Origin of the sequence: Legionella bozemanae (assembly GCF_900450575.1) — a bacterium.
In the GTDB taxonomy this organism is placed as follows: Bacteria; Pseudomonadota; Gammaproteobacteria; order Legionellales; family Legionellaceae; genus Legionella; species Legionella bozemanae.
In genome coordinates this window covers 349,837-367,086 of record NZ_UGGY01000001.1, presented here as the reverse complement: position 1 = coordinate 367,086, position 17,250 = coordinate 349,837, and the positions used below count along the sequence as shown (strand labels likewise).

The following is a 17,250-nucleotide window of genomic DNA, read 5'->3' as shown; positions in this document are numbered from 1 at the left end:
ATAGCTGTACATCATGCGCTGACCCGAGTTGGCAGCGACTTTCATTGTTAATTTTTTTGGAGGACTTGATCCATGCGACAGGTACCTGTAGTGTGTCTCACTTTTTATCATCATGCTTACTTCTCTTCATTAAGGAGTAACGCAGCATGAAAATTCATGATTTCAAACGTAAAAAAGAAGAACAACAAAAAATTTCCATGATTACCTGCTATGATTATCCATCTGCTTGCATTGTAGCTGAATCAAATATTGATTGTGTTTTGGTCGGAGATTCTGTAGCCATGGCAGTACATGGCCATGATACTACCATTATGGCTACTATGGAGATGATGATCCTTCATACCCAAGCAGTAGCGCGTGGCTTAAAACAGCAATTTTTAATCAGCGACCTTCCCTTTTTAAGTCATAAAAACTCACTGACTCAATCTGTAGAAAATGTAAAACGCCTACTTCAAGCAGGAGCCCATGCGGTGAAAATTGAAGGGGCTGATGCAGATACATGCCAGACTATTTCTTATCTAGTCAATGCGGGTGTTCCCGTTATAGGTCATATCGGTTTAACCCCTCAATCCATTCATCAATTAGGCGGCTATAAAGTACAGGGAAAAAACGAGGAACAGGCAGAAAAACTTATCCGGCAAGCTTATCAACTAGAAGCAGCAGGCTGTTTTGCTCTGGTGCTCGAATGCATACCTCAACAGTTGGCCTTAACAATAACTAAGTCATTGAATATACCTACAATTGGTATTGGCGCGGGTTCTCATACCGATGGACAAGTGCTTGTTTGGCATGACCTGTTGGGCTTACAAACTGATTTTAATCCTAAATTTGTTAAAAGATACATTCAAGGCAAAGAAATTCTGTTGAATGCATTAAATACCTATGTTCAACAGGTTCAACAAGTTAGTTTTCCAACAACTGAACATTCATTTTAATCGGAGAGCAGAATAATTCTCAGAATAAGGTAATGAGAGTTATTCTGTTCGCTTAGGAGTAACTCATGCACGTTTTTCACAATCTTGACGAATGGTTACGCTTTCGTAACTCTTTATCTAATGAATTAACTCTGGGCTTTGCACCAACAATGGGTAATTTACATGCCGGGCATGCGTCTTTGTTTTTAGCCAGCCAAAAAGAAAATGACCATACTGCTTCCAGCTTATTCATAAATCCTACGCAATTTAATCAGGCTGAAGACTTTAAACATTACCCTAGAACATTAGAAGCAGATCTCAAAATTATGGAAGATTCCGGTGTTGATTTTTGTATTCTTCCCGATGAAAAATCAATCTATGCTGATGGATACAATTATCAGGTGCATGAGCGCCAGCTTTGTCAACTCATGGAAGGGGCTTATCGGCCTGGACATTTTAACGGTGTATTAACTGTTGTCATGAAACTATTGAATTTAGTTAAGCCTCATCGCGCTTATTTCGGTGAAAAAGATTATCAACAATACTTATTAATTCAGGGAATGGCTAAAGCATTTTTTATGGATATTGAAATCAAAGTGTGTCCCACAATTCGTGAAGCAAGTGGTTTGGCTTACAGTTCGCGCAATAACCGACTCAATAAAGAGCAAAAAACTTTAGCTGAAGAATTTGCAGCACTATTCCAGCAAAAAAAGTTAACATGCGCGCAAATCATCAAGGAATTAACTGCAAAAGGCATGACTGTAGAATATGTTGAAGAGCATCAAAATCGTCGCTTTGCGGCAATACGAATTGGTGACATACGACTCATTGATAATTATTTATTAGGGTAAATTTCGCGTGGCTCTCTCAGGGAAAAGCAGCGAGGTGTGGGCTGAGATTTGATCAAGAGGCAGTTGCAGGCATCCAGTATCTACAATAATTCGGGAATTGCTTCGTCTGGAACCTCTTTCGTTGTAGCAGGCTGTGAAACAATGTGCTGATGTGGCATGCCAAGAGCAGTAGATTGTGCAGGAATACCAGCCCAATGGGTATTTTCCGGTAAACATTCCCCTTTCATGAGTAAAGAAAGACTACCTAAAGAAGAATTGTTCTCCATTAGCGTGTTGTAAAGAACAATTGAACCTACACCAACATTACAGCCAGAACCAATAGTGACATGAGATACTTTAAATATTCTATCTTCATAGAGATGAGTTTGGATTATTGTCTCAGCATTAATGCAGACATCATCACCAATGGTAATTAAATCAAACTCAGAAAACTCCGCACTATCTGTAAAAACCCTCTTCCCTGCTTTGGTTCCCAGGCAACGATGTACCCAAAGCGCAAAAGGAGTTCCTAAAACTTTGTTGGTCCAATGGGGATTCGTATAATAATTATATGAATATTCAATCACATCATTTTTCCAAATAAACGAGTCCCAAATAGGTTTAGTCAAAGGTTTTAATTTACCTAAAATTCCCCATTTCAGAGCAACCAATATTCCAACAAGACAGACGGTAATAAACATTTCTGTTGGCGGAAGAACCAGCGCTGTAATAAACCACGAATATTTGCTCAACATATAATCCAATACATAAAGCATATTGAATAACCCAATCAATGAAAATGTTGATGGTAAAATAATTCGCATAAACTCAATGAATAAACGCATGCAATAGAGCTTTTTAGATGGATAAAATGTATCTTTATCAGAAAAACCAACAAATAACTCTCGTTTTGGTAGGAAGACGGCCGGAGAACCTAACCACGCAGAATAAGATTCCATTGCTTTATCACTTGGCGGAGTTACCGATAAACATCCTAATAAAGTACCCTCACCCATGGATTTACCTGCAGACAACAAACTCACATTCCCTACAAAAGCTCTACGTCCGATTGCCACCGGAGCAAAAGAAATGAACCCATTGTATACATGAGGCCAGGCTAAAGCGACTGAACTGGCAGTAAAACCACCTTCTTCAATAGTCACCAGGTCAGGAATAATATGAGGTGTTTCTCCCATTTCTACCCCTTTACCCAGTTTTGCCCCCAATAAACGTAAAAAAGCTGGCATATACAAGGTATCTGCCATTACGGAGATTTCATCCCCGTCCAGTAATTTCACCATGATCCAATGACGGAAATAATACAAACTCTTCAAGGGATAATTTCCTGGTTTGACCTTATCCATAATAATCTTTTTACAGAGCACAATGCATGAATAATATAAGCCTAAAAAGAGAATTGCCCCTAAAGGTATGGCAAAAAACATCGTCGTAAAATAATGGCTTTGATCATAGTAATAGCTAATCAAAGAGATTGAGGGAATTAAACATAAGTAATATATCCCCATGACAAAAACGATGCCTAAGTAATGCAAAATACCAAAAAGAGTATTTTCCAGCATACTCGATTCTTCAACGATAACTTTTTTCCGGGTAATATGGTCAACAGGAATAATACCAGGGACTGCGGGAGAACCTGAAAAATAGGTTCCTTGAGAAATTAAACTGTGATCAGGCAGCATGGACATTTCATCCAGCACCGCATTGTCTTCAATCTGAGTATTTAATCCAACTACTGCACGGGAACCTACATAACAATTATTACCGATACTGATGGCTCCTATTTTTAACCATCCATCTTCAACGATATAACCATTAAGCCTGCAATCAGCACCAATAGAAGTATTATCTCCTATAGTTAATAAATCATGGGCAGAAATCTGCATGGAACCCAAATAACAGTTTTTACCTATTTTGGCACCTAATAAGCGATAATAAATAGCGGCCAATGGCGAGCCAACTAAAAATTTAGCTAAAAACAAATTCTTTTGCAGTCTTTGTACTAACCACCAGCGATAATAAAACCACCCCCAAAGCGGATATTTTCCAGGTTTCACTCGACCCAGTAAGAGCCATTTCAAACCAATCGTAATGAATAACGAAATGATTGGCATAGATAAAAATAATGCTAAAAATGCAAGCTGGGATTCCCTGGAAATAATTGAATATTCAGAACTAACCCAGCTGTAACACAAAACAACTGCGAGCAGTTGTAAAGTGCCTACTGCATATTGCAATAAACAACCAAAAAACTGACCGATACCACATACATAGTATTTCCATTGTGGCACCCTATACTTTTTGGGAACTGGCTGATTTTCATCAACATGTGCATTGAGATGAGGTTCACGAAACTTCTGCTCCAGCTGAGCAATGGTTGGATTTTTATATAAATCCAAAATTGAGATATTTTTTAAGGCAGATATTTTGCGCAAATTAGAAATCACTTTTGCCGCATGTAATGAGTGTCCGCCTAAATCATAGAAAAAGTCTGCATTTACAGAAATCTTCTTACAATCAAAAACTTTTTCCCAAACACCTGCCATTTCCTTAGCCAATTCAGATTCAGGTGCCTTATAAAGATTTTCTTCTTTTTGTTGTATTGGCTTAGGAAGTTCTTTACGATTTACCTTGCCACTCGCTAAAACTGGAAAAGTTTCCAAAATTTCGATTAACGACGGGAGCATATAATCCGGTAAGCGTGACCTTAAAAAAGCTTTAAATTCATTTACATCGAACGTCTTATGTGCGTCAAGAATCAAATAAGCAACTAAAATAGGTTGCTCCAGTATTTGCAAGGAAACCACTGCCTGTTTAATTCCGCCATATTGCATAATAACGGTTTCAATTTCATTGAGTTCAATGCGAAACCCACGCAATTTAACTTGATCATCCACACGTCCTGCAAAATGCAAGTTACCATTAGAATCTCTTGAAACTAAATCACCTGTTCGATATAAACGTTGATTTTTATTTACAGGATTTAAAACGAATTTTTCTGCTGTAGTCTCAGGCCGATTGACATAACCACGAGCCAAGGCAACTCCAGCAATACAAAGCTCGCCTTCCTCACCGTCTGCTACTTCCTGCAAGTGTTCATCCACAACGAGTACTTCATAACCAGGTAAAGGTTTACCAATAGTAATGCCTTGATCAGGATGACATTCTGCATAAGTCGCGATAATTGTTGCTTCCGTAGGACCATAAGTATTGATAATGCGCAGACCTACTCTACTCCAGCGCTTAACCAAACTAGGTGGACAAGTCTCTCCTCCTAAGATTAAAAGACGCAGATCAGGTAATTGTCCTTCTAAGGAAGACAATAAAGTAGGAACGGTTGAAAAAACACTAACCCGGTGTTGTTGCAAAAAAGAAATCAGGCCCAAACCAGAGCGCACCTCTTTTGCAGTACATGCAACAAGGACAGCACCATTAGCAAAAGCCATCCAAAACTCTTCTAAAGAGGCATCGAATGCCAATGAAAAACCTTGATATACCTTATCATAACTCTTTATATCATAAAGCTTGCTCGCAACTTCAACATAATGGCAAATGCTGCGTTGCGTAATTTCTACTCCTTTGGGCTTTCCTGTTGATCCCGAAGTGTAAATGATATAACACAAATCATCGGCGCTTAAATCGCCTTGGGTAGTTAGCCTATGCGTGGAGTAGTTGGAAATTTCTTTGGCAAGCGTATCAACTGCATAAAAAGTTGGCCATGTCAGATTTTTTTGGGCCAATTGCATAGAGGAAGTTAAAACTGCATCAAAGGGCAGATCAGAAAAAATATAGTTAATACGTTCGTCAGGATAATCTACTTCAATAGGTACATAAGCCGCACCTGTTTTTAAAATGGCGAGTATAGCAACATAGCACTCTATTGAACGCTCTAGCAGAATACCCACAATGCTTCCCCTGGATATTTTATTCTCATAGAGATAATGAGCTAATTGATTCGCACGATTTTCTAATTCCTGGTAGGAAATAAATGCATTATCACAAATCAAAGCAATATTGCTTGGATAATTATCAACTGATTGTTCAAAAAAGTGATGCAATTTCATAGTGTTATATTGGGGTGAAAAACTCAAGTTTGAATTGACTCCTACTAATTGTACCATTTTTCCACAATTTTAATTGATTTTTTTATTGCTTATTTTTAACAAAAAGAGGAGAGTAAGAACTTTGTTAATGCAATGATATTATATTTAGCAACAATAGTAAAAGGCTTATGAAAAAAACGCAGCAGCCGGAATATTTTCAGATTATAGGACCTGTTTCCTTTCACGTGAATAACTTGGCTTTCGGATACCAAAGCGCAGCGTACACAGTATGTGATAATTGAATCAAATAATCTCAGCGGATTTATTTGGGCAATGGGCTCTTTTTGAATGGATGACAGCCCTGAGCAATCCAGAGTGGAATTTCATTCCGCATGCAGGAAGGGGGCTTACAAGTAAACCTCAAGGTCTTTTCCTCGTTGTTTGTGTACATCTTGAGCCACTCACCTCTGCACTGTCCGACGTATAAGCTCCTCCGGATAGATTCTCTAATGTCTCATCTGAAAGTCTCTTATAATTTTTCTTTGCGAGTTTCTTTTGATTTTTGCCCATAGTTTATTGTCCGCAAAATCATCATGTGACTTATTTCAGCACAGTTATTGTTCAATAATATATCAAATCCAAAGGGGATAAATTTGACAAAAAATGGTCATTATGTAAAATCATCTGCTGAAAATAAAGGGGCTTGCTGGCGAGAAAAAATGAATGATATAGAGCTTGGGAAAATTGAAGAAAGATTAGAAAATATTATCGCAAAGAAAGTAGCTGTCAGCGCGCAGCTGCGATTTGATTTATTTAAGTTGCTGGTTGCAGAAGATGCCGTTTTTCCTGAAAAAATTCATTTAAAAATAATTCGTCGGATTTTTGATCATGATTTGCAATTTGCAAAAACCATTATTTCTGGGTGGGAAAATAAAGAGCGAGCCAATTCGATTTTGCGCAATATTGAAACTCATTTTTCTCAGGTTAATCTTCCTGAAGAAATGAATTTTTTTGAGCATTCTTATTATTGCTACACACTCTCCGCTATTATGTCGGGGATTGCATTGGAATCTTTGGAAAAAGAATACCAAAAGCAAATCAATACGATGGTTTATGGTGTTGTTCATCCCTATGGTGAATGGACTATTAAAACTGAATTTGAAAATCAGAATTATTCAAAATTTATCTGTCATGTTTCCAAAACAGGGTTGTCAACTATTCAACAATTGAATGATATGACTGTTTTCAGAGTGAATCCCAATGCAGACTTTATTGGTCTTCGTATGCTTGCACTGCCATGCCATGAACACCCAGAGTTTGACGGGGTGAAAGAGATGGTCGTAGATGGTAAAAAGCAGGCAGTGCAAGCGCTTCAAGTGCTAATACATGATTTGATTCATGCTGCTTTTTTAAGAAGACATCTTGAAAAAGACCCCGTAGATTTTCGGCAGCGCTTTAATACGATGGGCGTATTATTTGAGAGGGTAAAAAATGATAGCGGCTTACAGGAAAATAAACAGTTAAATAATTTAGTAACGCTTGCACTTTATTTTAATTTCCATGAGTTTACGACTTCAATTTTTGTAGATGGTATTCCGCACACTTTGCCGCGACGTCATTTCAGAGCACACGGGAAATATGCTAATGAACCACAGCTAGCCTTAAGACTCGCAGAAAAACTGCACTTGCACACAGGCTTGTTTCAGCGTGAAGTTGATGTTGAAACAAGTGCATTTAAAGCTGTTGGAATTGAACTTGATGAGACAAAGTCTGGTCATCAGCGAGTTATCGAAATGATGGATGCTTTAGATCCAGCTTTTCAATACCTGGTCGAAAATTATGCTGAATTTTATAATGTGAAATCTCGGAACTGGGCTTTCGCTCTATTTAAGCGAGAAACTGGTTATGTTGTCAAAAAACTTACTCAGGAGACGCAAAATGAAAAGGACCTTTGTTGTATTATGTAGAGGCTCGGAACAATATCAATATGGTGATCACCCTGTTTGATTAAAAATACGCAGTTCGTATAATTCCTAAAGTCTTCACCTGAAGGAAACAGATGTTGGATGAGCTTATTCCACACTCATTGAAAGTACCAGCAGATATCATTCTGCCCCATGTGCCTTTGGATTACAAAACAGTCCAAAATTTAATTTAACCTGCAAGCACTGGGATTTTTTTAGAGTTAATACAGCTACCAGTACTTTAGCGTAAGAAAATTGGCTTTCTTGCTTTGTTTCAATGGGAATATAATGAAATATCCCCTTTTAATCAATTTTGAAAAGGGGAATATGTGAAAGACAGTCCTGTCGAGCATTTTTGCCTCTTTTTAACGAAGACTAGGCTCGATTTTTACATCAAGTTGAGGTTACTTAATGAAAATTTCTTGCAAAAAACCAATCATGGCTTCCCATGAGCGTTGAGCAGCTACTGCGTTATAAATAGTTCCCAATTGCGTATCATGTGCCAGTGGATTAGTAAATGCATGCTGTATATGCCCATACATATGCATTTGCCAATCTACGTTTGCTTCAGTCATTTCTTTGCAAAATTCATGTACCTTATCAGGTTGAACCATTGGGTCATCATAACCATGCAACGCTAAAATTTTGGCCTTTATTGGTTCAGATTTTAAATTGCCAGGCTTGTGCAGCAAACCATGAAAACTCACGACCCCTTTAAGATCTGCCCCAGAGCGTGCCAACTCAAGAGCACACAAACCACCAAAACAAAATCCAATAATTGCAACCCGCTTATTGTCAACCTCAGGCATGGAGCATACAGCAGCCAACCCAGCTTGAATACGACGGCGCAATAAAAGTTGATCAGAAATCAAAGGGTTCATTAACGCTTGTTTTTCTTCAGTAGTAGAGCCAAGCTGGCCGCCCCCATACAAATCTACTGCAAAGCCTACATAACCCATTTCAGCAAGTAATTTTGCTTTGTTGCACGCAAATTCATTACGACCGGACCAATCATGAACTACCAATACTGCAGGACGTGGCTCAGCACGAGACGTGTCATATGCGACAAAGCCATGGAGTTCTTGCTCATTATCATGATAAATATAATTTGAAGTATGCATCTCAAGCTCCCTGAAATAAAACTAGAATTAACTTTTAGGAACCTAGTTTATAAAATTGAATGAAAGAGATAAAGTTATGAATTACATTAAGGTCAACAACAGCCCCCAGAGTATTTTCTGTTAGATCGACACAATATTTTTGAGTTTCAACTACTTCCCTTCATCAAGGAAATCGATTTTCCCTCTTGCCATCCAGCTTTTACAGAGAGCAAAAGATGTCATAAAGAATCTTGTTGGCAATGGCCATTGAGCAAAAAACTATAGAGTGTTCTTTTTTAGTCTACACTTACAGTAAACTCTAAAGGGGATATAATCATGATAACTTCATCATTAATCCATGTAAGAGATGTTTTACATGCACAATTGTGTTATCAGGCTTTTATTACTCCTATCTTTTTTCCCTTGGAAAAAGAATATCGACATTTTGCCAAACTGGCTTGTGAGTTTATTGAAGCAAGACGTACGGAGGTAATTCATGAGGAATTTCCACGACATCATGTATTACACCGTTTCGCGCCACAGAAAAATGCACGGGGGAAAAAAGTACTGATCACTCATGGATGGATATCACGTGCAGCATATATGGCTCGCATAATCCAGGCACTTCATCAACAAGGATATGAAGTATATGCTCTTGATTTCCCGGCACATGGTGAAGCAAAAGGTTTGCAATTACCCTGGACTGATGCAGTCGCTATTTTGAAAGATGCAATCAATCAGCATGGACCTTTCTATGCGGTTATTGGCCATTCGTTTGGCGGATCCATGCTCCTCAACACCCTGAATGTTGCGGGTCAACTTCCTGAATGGCAATTAAATCATAAACCAGAACGGGCGATTTTAATTGCATCGCCCACACAAATGCGGAGCCCCGTTAACCGGATTGCAAAAAAATTTAAACTAAGTGGCCATGGTTATCTGCAGCTACGTCATGTTATGAAGCAACAAGCGCGCTTCGACATTAATCTGGTCCGTTTACACCATTTCATTTCTCAATCACCCAACATTTCTTTTTTATGCATACACGGTGAATTAGATAAAACGATTAGTACTAAAGAATCGATTGAATTCTGTAAAAAATACCCGGACTCCAGACTTTGTCTACTTCCTGATGCAAATCATGTGAGCGTCTTAATAGATGAACGAGTAGGACATTTAGTTTGTGATTTTTTGGCATAAAAGGAAACGGCTGTATTGGGCGCATCTTGCGCTCAAATCCAACCGTTCGAGTAAAACATTAACATGGGGAACCTTGAGCTATTAGGGTTTTTATCCTTCATTTCACTCAGGTTACATATAATTAAAGAAATTACTCGCTTTCTATATATTGCCGCAGCTTTTTCATGGCATTTTTTTCAAGCTGCCTAACCCGCTCCGCGGATACCCCGTACTTTTTAGCCAAATCATGCAGTGTTAACTTTTCTTCGGCTAACCAACGTTGTTGTAAAATATCCTGGCTGCGCTCATCGAGCTGCTCTAAAGCAACCATCAGCTTCTCACGCCCACGATCTCCAACACTTTCCTTTTCCAGTAACACAGACGGATCATCATTAGCATTAAATAAATAACGCTCAGGTGCTGTGTAAAATTCATCGTGTTCATCCGCATCAGGAGCATCATAAGGTGTGTCCATAGCGTTCAAACGTTGCTCCATTACTAGCACATCTTCGCGACTTACACCCAAATCATTTGCTACAGCAGTTACCTCTTCATGACTCATCCAGCCCAAACGATTTTTCATTTGGCGAAGATTAAAAAATAACTTTCGCTGTGCTTTAGTTGTTGCAATTTTAACGATACGCCAGTTGCGTAAAACAAATTCATGGATTTCTGCTTTTATCCAATGTACCGCAAAGGAAACAAGACGTACGCCCATCTTAGGGTCGAAACGTTTTACTGCCTTCATCAAACCAATATTACCTTCCTGAATCAAATCATTCAGAGGCAAGCCGTATCCCAAATAACCACGAGCTACACGAACAACATAACGCAAATGAGCAAGAACCAATCGCCGCGCAGCCTCAAGGTCTCCTTCAGCATGAAAACGCTCGGCACAGGCAATTTCTTCCTCTAAAGACAACATAGGAATTTGATTAACCCTGTGAATGTAAGCATCAAGGCTTCCCACAGGTAAATTCATTTCGGCAAGTTGCAAATATTGACTCATGCTTCTTTCCTCTAAAACTTCTCTGTAAAATAAGGTAAAAAAATAAGAGGGGACTTATAATTGAGGCTCAATGGAAGCCAATTGACGTTTTACCGATAAACGTGCCCCCATCCATCCTAGTATAACTGCAAATAAAACAAGTAGCAAGATCTGGCGCATTGATAAACTTTTTAGCGGATAGTGCATTTGATAAGCAACCGCCAACTGATCTACAGCAGCTTCCAAACTGAAGATAAAAATATTCACCATAAAGACAGCAAAAACAGCCCCTAAGGCACCATACCAAACCCCCGAATATAAAAAAGGTCTGAGGATAAAAGGATCTTTTGCTCCAATTAACTTTAACACTTGAATCTCTTCTTGTCGACTATGAAGAGCCAAGCGTAACGTAGTGCCAACGATCATAATCACAGCCATGGCTAATAAGGCGAGTAAAGCATCTGCAAACTTGGCAGCAAAACCTAAAAGCGCATGCAAGCGGCTTATCCACTCCATATCAACTTTTGCATTTTCCACTTGTGCTATGGTCTGTAATTTCCGTGCCAATAAATCCAATTTTGCAGGGGAGTCAATGATCAAGGCAGGCACAACATCCACTACCGCAGGCAGAGGATTTTCAGGAAGATAACGCATAATATCCTGCATCCCCTCTTGCTGGGTTAATTCCGATAAACCGTCACGGGAAGATTTTAAGGAAACTTGAGCTACGCCGTCTGTTTCACGCACTTTTTGTAATAGCAGCTGTTGTTCCGCTTCAGATAAGCCAGGTTTTAAATAAAGAGAAATATGCCCTCCCTTCTGCCAGCTTGCGGTTAATTTAGCGATGTTATCGGAAAATACCCAGAAAAGAGCAGGCAAGGCCAAGGCAATGGCGATCACGAGGGAAGTCATCATGGTTGCTAAAGGTCTGCGGCATAACAAATTTAAACTTTGTATCGCTGCTTGCAAATGATAGGCAAGGATTGCTTGTGCTTGTTTTAACACATTCGTCCTCCTTTAAGCATGACAATACGATGTTTCATTCCTGCGATCAATGCCAAATCATGCGTAGCAATTAATATACTTACCCCTACTTGATTAAACTGCTCAAAAATAGCCATGATTTCTGTAGAAAGTTTGGGGTCAAGATTTCCAGTAGGTTCATCAGCCAATAACAATGCAGGCTTATGCACTACAGCACGAGCAATTCCCACGCGTTGCTGTTCACCTCCTGATAAATGGACAGGGAGCATTTTTTCCTTGCTTAATAGACCTACCATATCCAAGGCCGCATGAACTCTTTTGGCAACCATGGGATAAGCCATACCCCGAATTTGCAAGGGGAGGGCAACATTATCAAATACTGTCCGATCATTAAGTAAGTAAGGTGATTGAAAAGTAATACCCAGCTGGCTGCGATGAGCAGCCACATCACGCTTTTTTAACTGATTCAGACGCAAACCATTGACGAGCAATTGACCCGAAGTAGGCCATTCTAAAAGAGCAATCAATTTAAGTAAGGTACTTTTTCCTGCACCTGAATGCCCGGTAAGAAAAACCATTTCCCCTTTTTGTAAAGAAAAATTTACTTGGCTTAACGCTTCAAAACCACCTGGATAACGTTTAGTCACTTGGTCAAATGTGATCATTGAATAGTGCACCAACAAATTGCGCAGCATCAAAGGGGCGTAAATCCTCTATCCCTTCACCAATCCCTATATAACGAAAGGGCATTCCTAATTCATTCGCAATAGCAAACAAAATTCCACCTTTAGCCGTACCATCCAATTTAGTCATGGTAATTCCAGTTAAACCAATCGCTTCATGAAATTGTCGTGCTTGCACCAAAGCATTTTGCCCTATGCTTGCATCCAATATCAACATCGTCTCATGAGGAGCATCAGGACAAAGTTTCTGTAATACACGCTTTACTTTCTTCAATTCGTCCATCAAATTGCCTTGTGTATGCAACCGGCCTGCAGTATCAGCGATTAAAACATCCATTTTGCGCGCTCTTGCTGCTTGCAGGGCATCAAAAATCACCGAAGCACTATCTGCTCCTGTATGCTGGGCAATTACGGGGATATCATTTCGCTCCCCCCAAACATGCAATTGCTCCACTGCTGCTGCTCTGAAAGTATCTCCAGCAGCCAACATGACCTTCTTGCCTTGTTGCTGGAATTGTTTCGCCAGTTTTCCTATAGTAGTGGTTTTACCTGCACCGTTCACCCCAACCATTAAGATTACAAAAGGAGATTGATCTGCAGTTTCTAAAGTTAAAGGTTGGTTATTCTGGCTTAAAATCGCCTGCAAATGAGATTTCAGCGCATCATAAACAGCATTACCATCAGATAACTGTTTACGAGCCAAACTTTCAGTCAACTGGTTCAGTACAGTTTGCGTTGTCTCCATCCCCAAATCAGCACTGACTAAAAGCGTTTCTAACTCGTCCAACAAATCCTGGCTGATTTCTTTTTTTCCTAATAATAATCGGCCAATTCCATCACCAAGCTGGTGACGGGTTTTGCTTAATCCTTTCCTGAAACGTGCAAAAATTCCTTCTTTTGCAGGCTCTTGTTCCTGTTTGCTTTCTTCTACAGGAGCTTGAGGCAACGAGTCAGTAGTACTTTGTGAATGATTGTCCTCTACAGAGGCGGAATCATGACTTCGTTTAAACCATTTAATCATATAGTGTACAAATCCTGAAAAATATGAAATTCTATCATCTTTTTTACTTTGAGGTTAAGTTGTGCGCAAAATACTCTTTACTTTACTCATGGTACTATCTTGCCAGACCTTTAGCCAAGTGCAAGAGTTTACATTGAATAATGGATTAAAAATATTGGTTAAAGAAGATCACCGGGCGCCTATTGCTGTATCCATGATTTGGTATAACGTAGGCTCCGCTGATGAACCAGGCGGGATTACCGGCGTATCTCATGCGATGGAACATATGATGTTTAAAGGTACTGAAAAATTCCCTTTAGGTGTCTTTTCCAAAACCATAGCGGCAATTGGCGGTCAAGCTAACGCATTTACTAATAATGATTATACCGCTTTTTTTGAAAAAACAGCTGCATCAAAACTTGCTACCAGTTTTGAACTGGAAGCAGATCGCATGAATCATTTGCTTCTTGATGCCAATGAGTTTGCCAAAGAAATTAAAGTAATCCAGGAAGAACGACGGCTTCGAACTGAAGATAATCCACAAGCACTTGCCTTTGAGCGTTTTCTGGCAACAGCACATCTAAGCGCCCCATATCATCATCCTGTTATTGGCTGGATGAGCGATCTGAAACACATGTCCGTTGAAGACTTAAGGGAATGGTATAAAAAATATTATGCTCCTAATAATGCGACCTTGGTTGTTGTGGGAGATGTTAACCCAGAACAGGTTCGCACTTTGGCAGAAAATTATTTCGGTGCTTTGCCAAAACACCCTATTCCTACAAGAAGATTGCAAAAAGAGCCGCCTGCGTTAGGTCAAAAGATTGTGCATATCCAGGCGTCAGCAAAATTACCTTTATTGATGATGGGTTATACCGTTCCTAGTGCAAACACGAGTAAAAAAGAGTATGAGCCTTATGCCTTGGAAATTATCGCCGGAATTTTAGATGCAGGTGAAAGCGCTCGTTTTTCTAAAAATCTGATTCGCAGCAAACATATTGCTACGGATGCAAATACCTATTATAACCCTTATACAAGATTTCAAACCCAATTTATTGTGTATGGATCTCCGAGCCAAAACCATACAATAAATGATTTACAAAGTGGGCTTCTTAATGAAATCGATGATTTGAAAAAAAATCAGGTTACTGAGCAAGAATTGCAACGAATTAAACATCAAATCATTGCTCAGAAAACCTTTGAGAAAGATTCAATTTTCGGACAAGCCTCAGAATTAGGTTTGTTAGAAACAATTGGGCTTGGTTGGCAAAAAGCGGATGAGTATACTGCAGCAATCAATGCCGTTACGCCACAACAAGTTCTGCAAACTGCCCAACGTTATTTTCAGGAAAATAATATGACGACAGCAATATTAGAACCTCAACCACAAAGGGCTGCACCATGAGAATTTTTAGCGCATGTATTCTAACATTACTGATTGGGCTGTCGCATACAACGACAGCAAGTACCTTCAAAACAGAAAAATGGCTCACCAAAAATGGCGTTCAAGTCGTTTTTTATCCCGCAATGGAAGTGCCTATGCTCGATGTCAGTTTGGCTTTCGCGGCAGGCTCAGCATATGATGGAGATCAATATGGCCTAAGTGCATTGACCAGTCGTTTGATGAACCAAGGAAATGCGGGACGAGACGCAACAGCAATAGCCGAATCACTCGCGGATGTTGGCGCTCAATATAAGGCTGAGATTAACCGGGATATGGTTATATTTAACCTAAGAACTTTAGCCACCCAAGATGCATTGGCCAAAGCCAGTTTTACCTTTGCACAAATCATTAACCATCCAGACTTTCTTGATTATGAGTTTTCAAGAGAGAAAAAACAACAGATGATGGCCATTGAACAGCGGCAGGAATCGCCTGAAGACGTCGCCAATCTCAATTTTTTTCAAGCCTTATATAAGCAACATCCCTATGCTCATCCTGTTAATGGAACAAGCGAGACCGTCAAGGCAATTAATATGAGCCAGGTGATTGCGTTTAATAAACGCTATTATGTGGCCAAAAACGCGATTTTAGTTATGGTAGGTGCAATTAATAGTGAGACAGCACATCAACTTGCTGAGCAACTTACTCAAGAACTTCCAGAGGGACAGCCAGCCCCTCCTATTCCCAAAGCCATTCAGTTAACTCAAGCAGAAACAATAAATATTCCATTTCCGTCCTCACAAACTGTGATACGGCTCGGTCAACTCGGTATTGATCATCATGACTCAAATTACTTCCCGCTGATTGTAGGGAATTATATTTTAGGAGGAGGGGCTTTAGTTTCTCGACTCGCTATAGAAGTTAGAGAAAAACAAGGTTTGACTTATGGTGTAGACAGCCAGCTTGTTCCTATGTCCGGGAAAGGACCTTTCCTCATCAGTTTGTCAACAAAAAATAAACAAACAAAAGATGCGTTAGATATTATTCAAAACGAGTTACGCACTTACATTGATAAAGGTCCAACTGATGAGGAGATGAATGCGGCGAAACAATACCTTACAGGAAGTTTCCCACTTTCGTTATCAGGTAATCGCAGTATTGCAAATATCTTATTGCGAATGACATTTTATCATCTGCCTGAAGATTTTCTTGACACCTATCTTGCTCGCATCAATACAGTAAGCCGCGAACAAGTGAAACAAGCATTCAAACAACAAGTTAATCCCGACAAATTATTACTGGTCACTGTAGGTAAATCGTGAAACAGATCGTCCGCATTATAGGTGGCTTATATCGTGGAAAAAAATTGCATTTTCCGGATGTAGAAGGTTTACGCCCCACCCCAGATCGCGTGCGCGAGACTTTATTTAACTGGCTCATGCATGACATCAGAGAAGCACGCTGCCTGGATGCTTTTGCAGGCAGCGGCGCTTTAGGCCTGGAGGCATTTTCAAGAGGAGCCGCGCACGTTGTGTTTCTTGAGCAATCACCTAAAGCTTGTGCCCATTTACAAAAAATAATCGCTTCATTTAACAGCCCAAAACTTAAACTCCTACAAACAGACGCGCTACAGTACCTTCAGCACAAACAGGAAGAGTTTGATATTATATTTCTGGACCCTCCTTTTGCACAAAATTATCTCCCTCAATGTATTTCGAATATAACACACAGCACTATTCTCAAACCTGGGGGACTTGTTTATTTAGAATCACCGATTGCAACGCAATTGGATGAAAAGTATTGGCGGCAAATAAAACAAAAACACGCAGGGCAAGTTGTATATTCCTTATTTGAAAAATTAAGTTGACCTTTTATATTGTAGCCTAAGTGGAACCCGGGATTGATTGCATAGCTTCCTGGGCTCTGCCTCGCTGCACCTGGATCTTCTGCACATCACTGAAAAACTAGTCCGGACCTATTCCGACGTCCTGCGGCTTTGTCCGCAGGATCCAGAAGATCTACCTAAAAAGATGAGACCTCGCGGACAAATCTGCGGGGCGTAGGCAGAGAGGTGATCAAGAGACAATTCGCTGCACCCAAGCTAATTACTCTCCCAAATTATTTCTGTTTAAATTCATACAATTCATCTTCTATAGGCTTGAC

General features: G+C 39.7%; 13 protein-coding genes. 7 read left to right on the top strand and 6 right to left on the bottom strand.

Going from position 1 to position 17,250, the window contains the following annotated elements:
- Positions 1–146: 146 nt before the first annotated feature.
- Both panB and panC read left to right on the top strand, forming a co-directional pair.
- Positions 147–935 carry a 3-methyl-2-oxobutanoate hydroxymethyltransferase gene (gene panB / locus DY223_RS01685; protein ID WP_058458019.1) on the top strand — a complete coding sequence of 263 codons (789 nt, stop codon included), beginning with the start codon at positions 147–149 and terminating at the stop codon, positions 933–935.
- Between the two features lie 65 nt (positions 936–1,000).
- Complete coding sequence (panC, locus tag DY223_RS01680; protein WP_058458018.1) at positions 1,001–1,765, top strand: pantoate--beta-alanine ligase; 765 nt, start codon at positions 1,001–1,003, stop codon at positions 1,763–1,765.
- Between the two features lie 80 nt (positions 1,766–1,845).
- Here panC and DY223_RS01675 read toward each other — a convergent pair whose 3' ends face one another.
- Complete coding sequence (locus DY223_RS01675) at positions 1,846–5,883, bottom strand: Pls/PosA family non-ribosomal peptide synthetase (protein ID WP_244944204.1); 4,038 nt, start codon at positions 5,881–5,883, stop codon at positions 1,846–1,848.
- Between the two features lie 575 nt (positions 5,884–6,458).
- Here DY223_RS01675 and DY223_RS01670 point away from each other — a divergent pair.
- Complete coding sequence (locus DY223_RS01670; RefSeq protein ID WP_058458017.1) at positions 6,459–7,772, top strand: hypothetical protein; 1,314 nt, start codon at positions 6,459–6,461, stop codon at positions 7,770–7,772.
- 401 nt (positions 7,773–8,173) lie between these two features.
- Here the strand turns inward: DY223_RS01670 and DY223_RS01665 are convergent, their stop codons facing one another.
- Entirely contained in the window at positions 8,174–8,890 is a 717-nt protein-coding gene (locus tag DY223_RS01665; protein WP_058458016.1) for a dienelactone hydrolase family protein, read from the bottom strand.
- A gap of 315 nt (positions 8,891–9,205) precedes the next feature.
- On the opposite strand from DY223_RS01665, the gene DY223_RS01660 reads away from it, so the two are divergent.
- A complete protein-coding gene (locus DY223_RS01660; protein WP_058458015.1) occupies positions 9,206–10,069 on the top strand; it encodes an alpha/beta hydrolase in 864 nt (287 codons plus the stop codon).
- Positions 10,070–10,199: 130 nt separating this feature from the next.
- Here DY223_RS01660 and rpoH read toward each other — a convergent pair whose 3' ends face one another.
- The 4 genes from rpoH to ftsY are packed head-to-tail and all read right to left on the bottom strand — an operon-like array spanning position 10,200 to position 13,724.
- The gene (rpoH, locus tag DY223_RS01655) at positions 10,200–11,057 is read right to left on the bottom strand and encodes an RNA polymerase sigma factor RpoH (RefSeq protein WP_058458014.1); all 858 of its coding nucleotides are present in this window, start codon (positions 11,055–11,057) and stop codon (positions 10,200–10,202) included.
- Positions 11,058–11,111: 54 nt separating this feature from the next.
- On the bottom strand, positions 11,112–12,041 hold the full coding sequence (gene ftsX / locus DY223_RS01650) for a permease-like cell division protein FtsX (protein WP_058458013.1): 930 nt from the start codon (positions 12,039–12,041) through the stop codon (positions 11,112–11,114).
- Positions 12,035–12,685 (bottom strand): cell division ATP-binding protein FtsE, encoded by a 651-nt coding sequence (ftsE, locus tag DY223_RS01645; RefSeq protein ID WP_058458012.1) that lies wholly within the window; start codon positions 12,683–12,685, stop codon positions 12,035–12,037. The genes ftsX and ftsE overlap by 7 nt, the downstream gene beginning before the upstream one ends.
- Positions 12,672–13,724 (bottom strand): signal recognition particle-docking protein FtsY, encoded by a 1,053-nt coding sequence (gene ftsY / locus DY223_RS01640; protein WP_058458011.1) that lies wholly within the window; start codon positions 13,722–13,724, stop codon positions 12,672–12,674. Before ftsY ends, ftsE begins: the two co-directional genes overlap by 14 nt.
- An 88-nt stretch (positions 13,725–13,812) precedes the next feature.
- Here ftsY and DY223_RS01635 point away from each other — a divergent pair, with 88 nt between their 5' ends.
- From DY223_RS01635 to rsmD, 3 genes are read left to right on the top strand one after another with little or no spacing between them, the layout of a single operon-like run.
- Entirely contained in the window at positions 13,813–15,108 is a 1,296-nt protein-coding gene (locus tag DY223_RS01635) for a M16 family metallopeptidase (protein WP_374930658.1), read from the top strand.
- The gene (locus DY223_RS01630; RefSeq protein ID WP_058458009.1) at positions 15,105–16,409 is read left to right on the top strand and encodes a M16 family metallopeptidase; all 1,305 of its coding nucleotides are present in this window, start codon (positions 15,105–15,107) and stop codon (positions 16,407–16,409) included. The genes DY223_RS01635 and DY223_RS01630 overlap by 4 nt, the downstream gene beginning before the upstream one ends.
- Positions 16,406–16,954 (top strand): 16S rRNA (guanine(966)-N(2))-methyltransferase RsmD, encoded by a 549-nt coding sequence (gene rsmD, locus DY223_RS01625; RefSeq protein ID WP_058458008.1) that lies wholly within the window; start codon positions 16,406–16,408, stop codon positions 16,952–16,954. The genes DY223_RS01630 and rsmD overlap by 4 nt, the downstream gene beginning before the upstream one ends.
- Positions 16,955–17,250: the final 296 nt, after the last annotated feature.

Bases quoted from the DNA above. Each gene is read 5' to 3' on its own strand.
- DY223_RS01665 (WP_058458016.1), bottom strand. From the start codon at position 8,890: ATGCATACTTCAAATTATATTTATCATGATAATGAGCAAGAACTCCAT.
- DY223_RS01675 (WP_244944204.1), bottom strand. From the start codon at position 5,883: ATGGTACAATTAGTAGGAGTCAATTCAAACTTGAGTTTTTCACCCCAA.
- DY223_RS01635 (WP_374930658.1), top strand. From the start codon at position 13,813: ATGGTACTATCTTGCCAGACCTTTAGCCAAGTGCAAGAGTTTACATTG.
- panC (WP_058458018.1), top strand. From the start codon at position 1,001: ATGCACGTTTTTCACAATCTTGACGAATGGTTACGCTTTCGTAACTCT.
- ftsY (WP_058458011.1), bottom strand. From the start codon at position 13,724: ATGATTAAATGGTTTAAACGAAGTCATGATTCCGCCTCTGTAGAGGAC.
- panB (WP_058458019.1), top strand. From the start codon at position 147: ATGAAAATTCATGATTTCAAACGTAAAAAAGAAGAACAACAAAAAATT.
- ftsE (WP_058458012.1), bottom strand. From the start codon at position 12,685: ATGATCACATTTGACCAAGTGACTAAACGTTATCCAGGTGGTTTTGAA.
- DY223_RS01660 (WP_058458015.1), top strand. From the start codon at position 9,206: ATGATAACTTCATCATTAATCCATGTAAGAGATGTTTTACATGCACAA.
- DY223_RS01630 (WP_058458009.1), top strand. From the start codon at position 15,105: ATGAGAATTTTTAGCGCATGTATTCTAACATTACTGATTGGGCTGTCG.
- rpoH (WP_058458014.1), bottom strand. From the start codon at position 11,057: ATGAGTCAATATTTGCAACTTGCCGAAATGAATTTACCTGTGGGAAGC.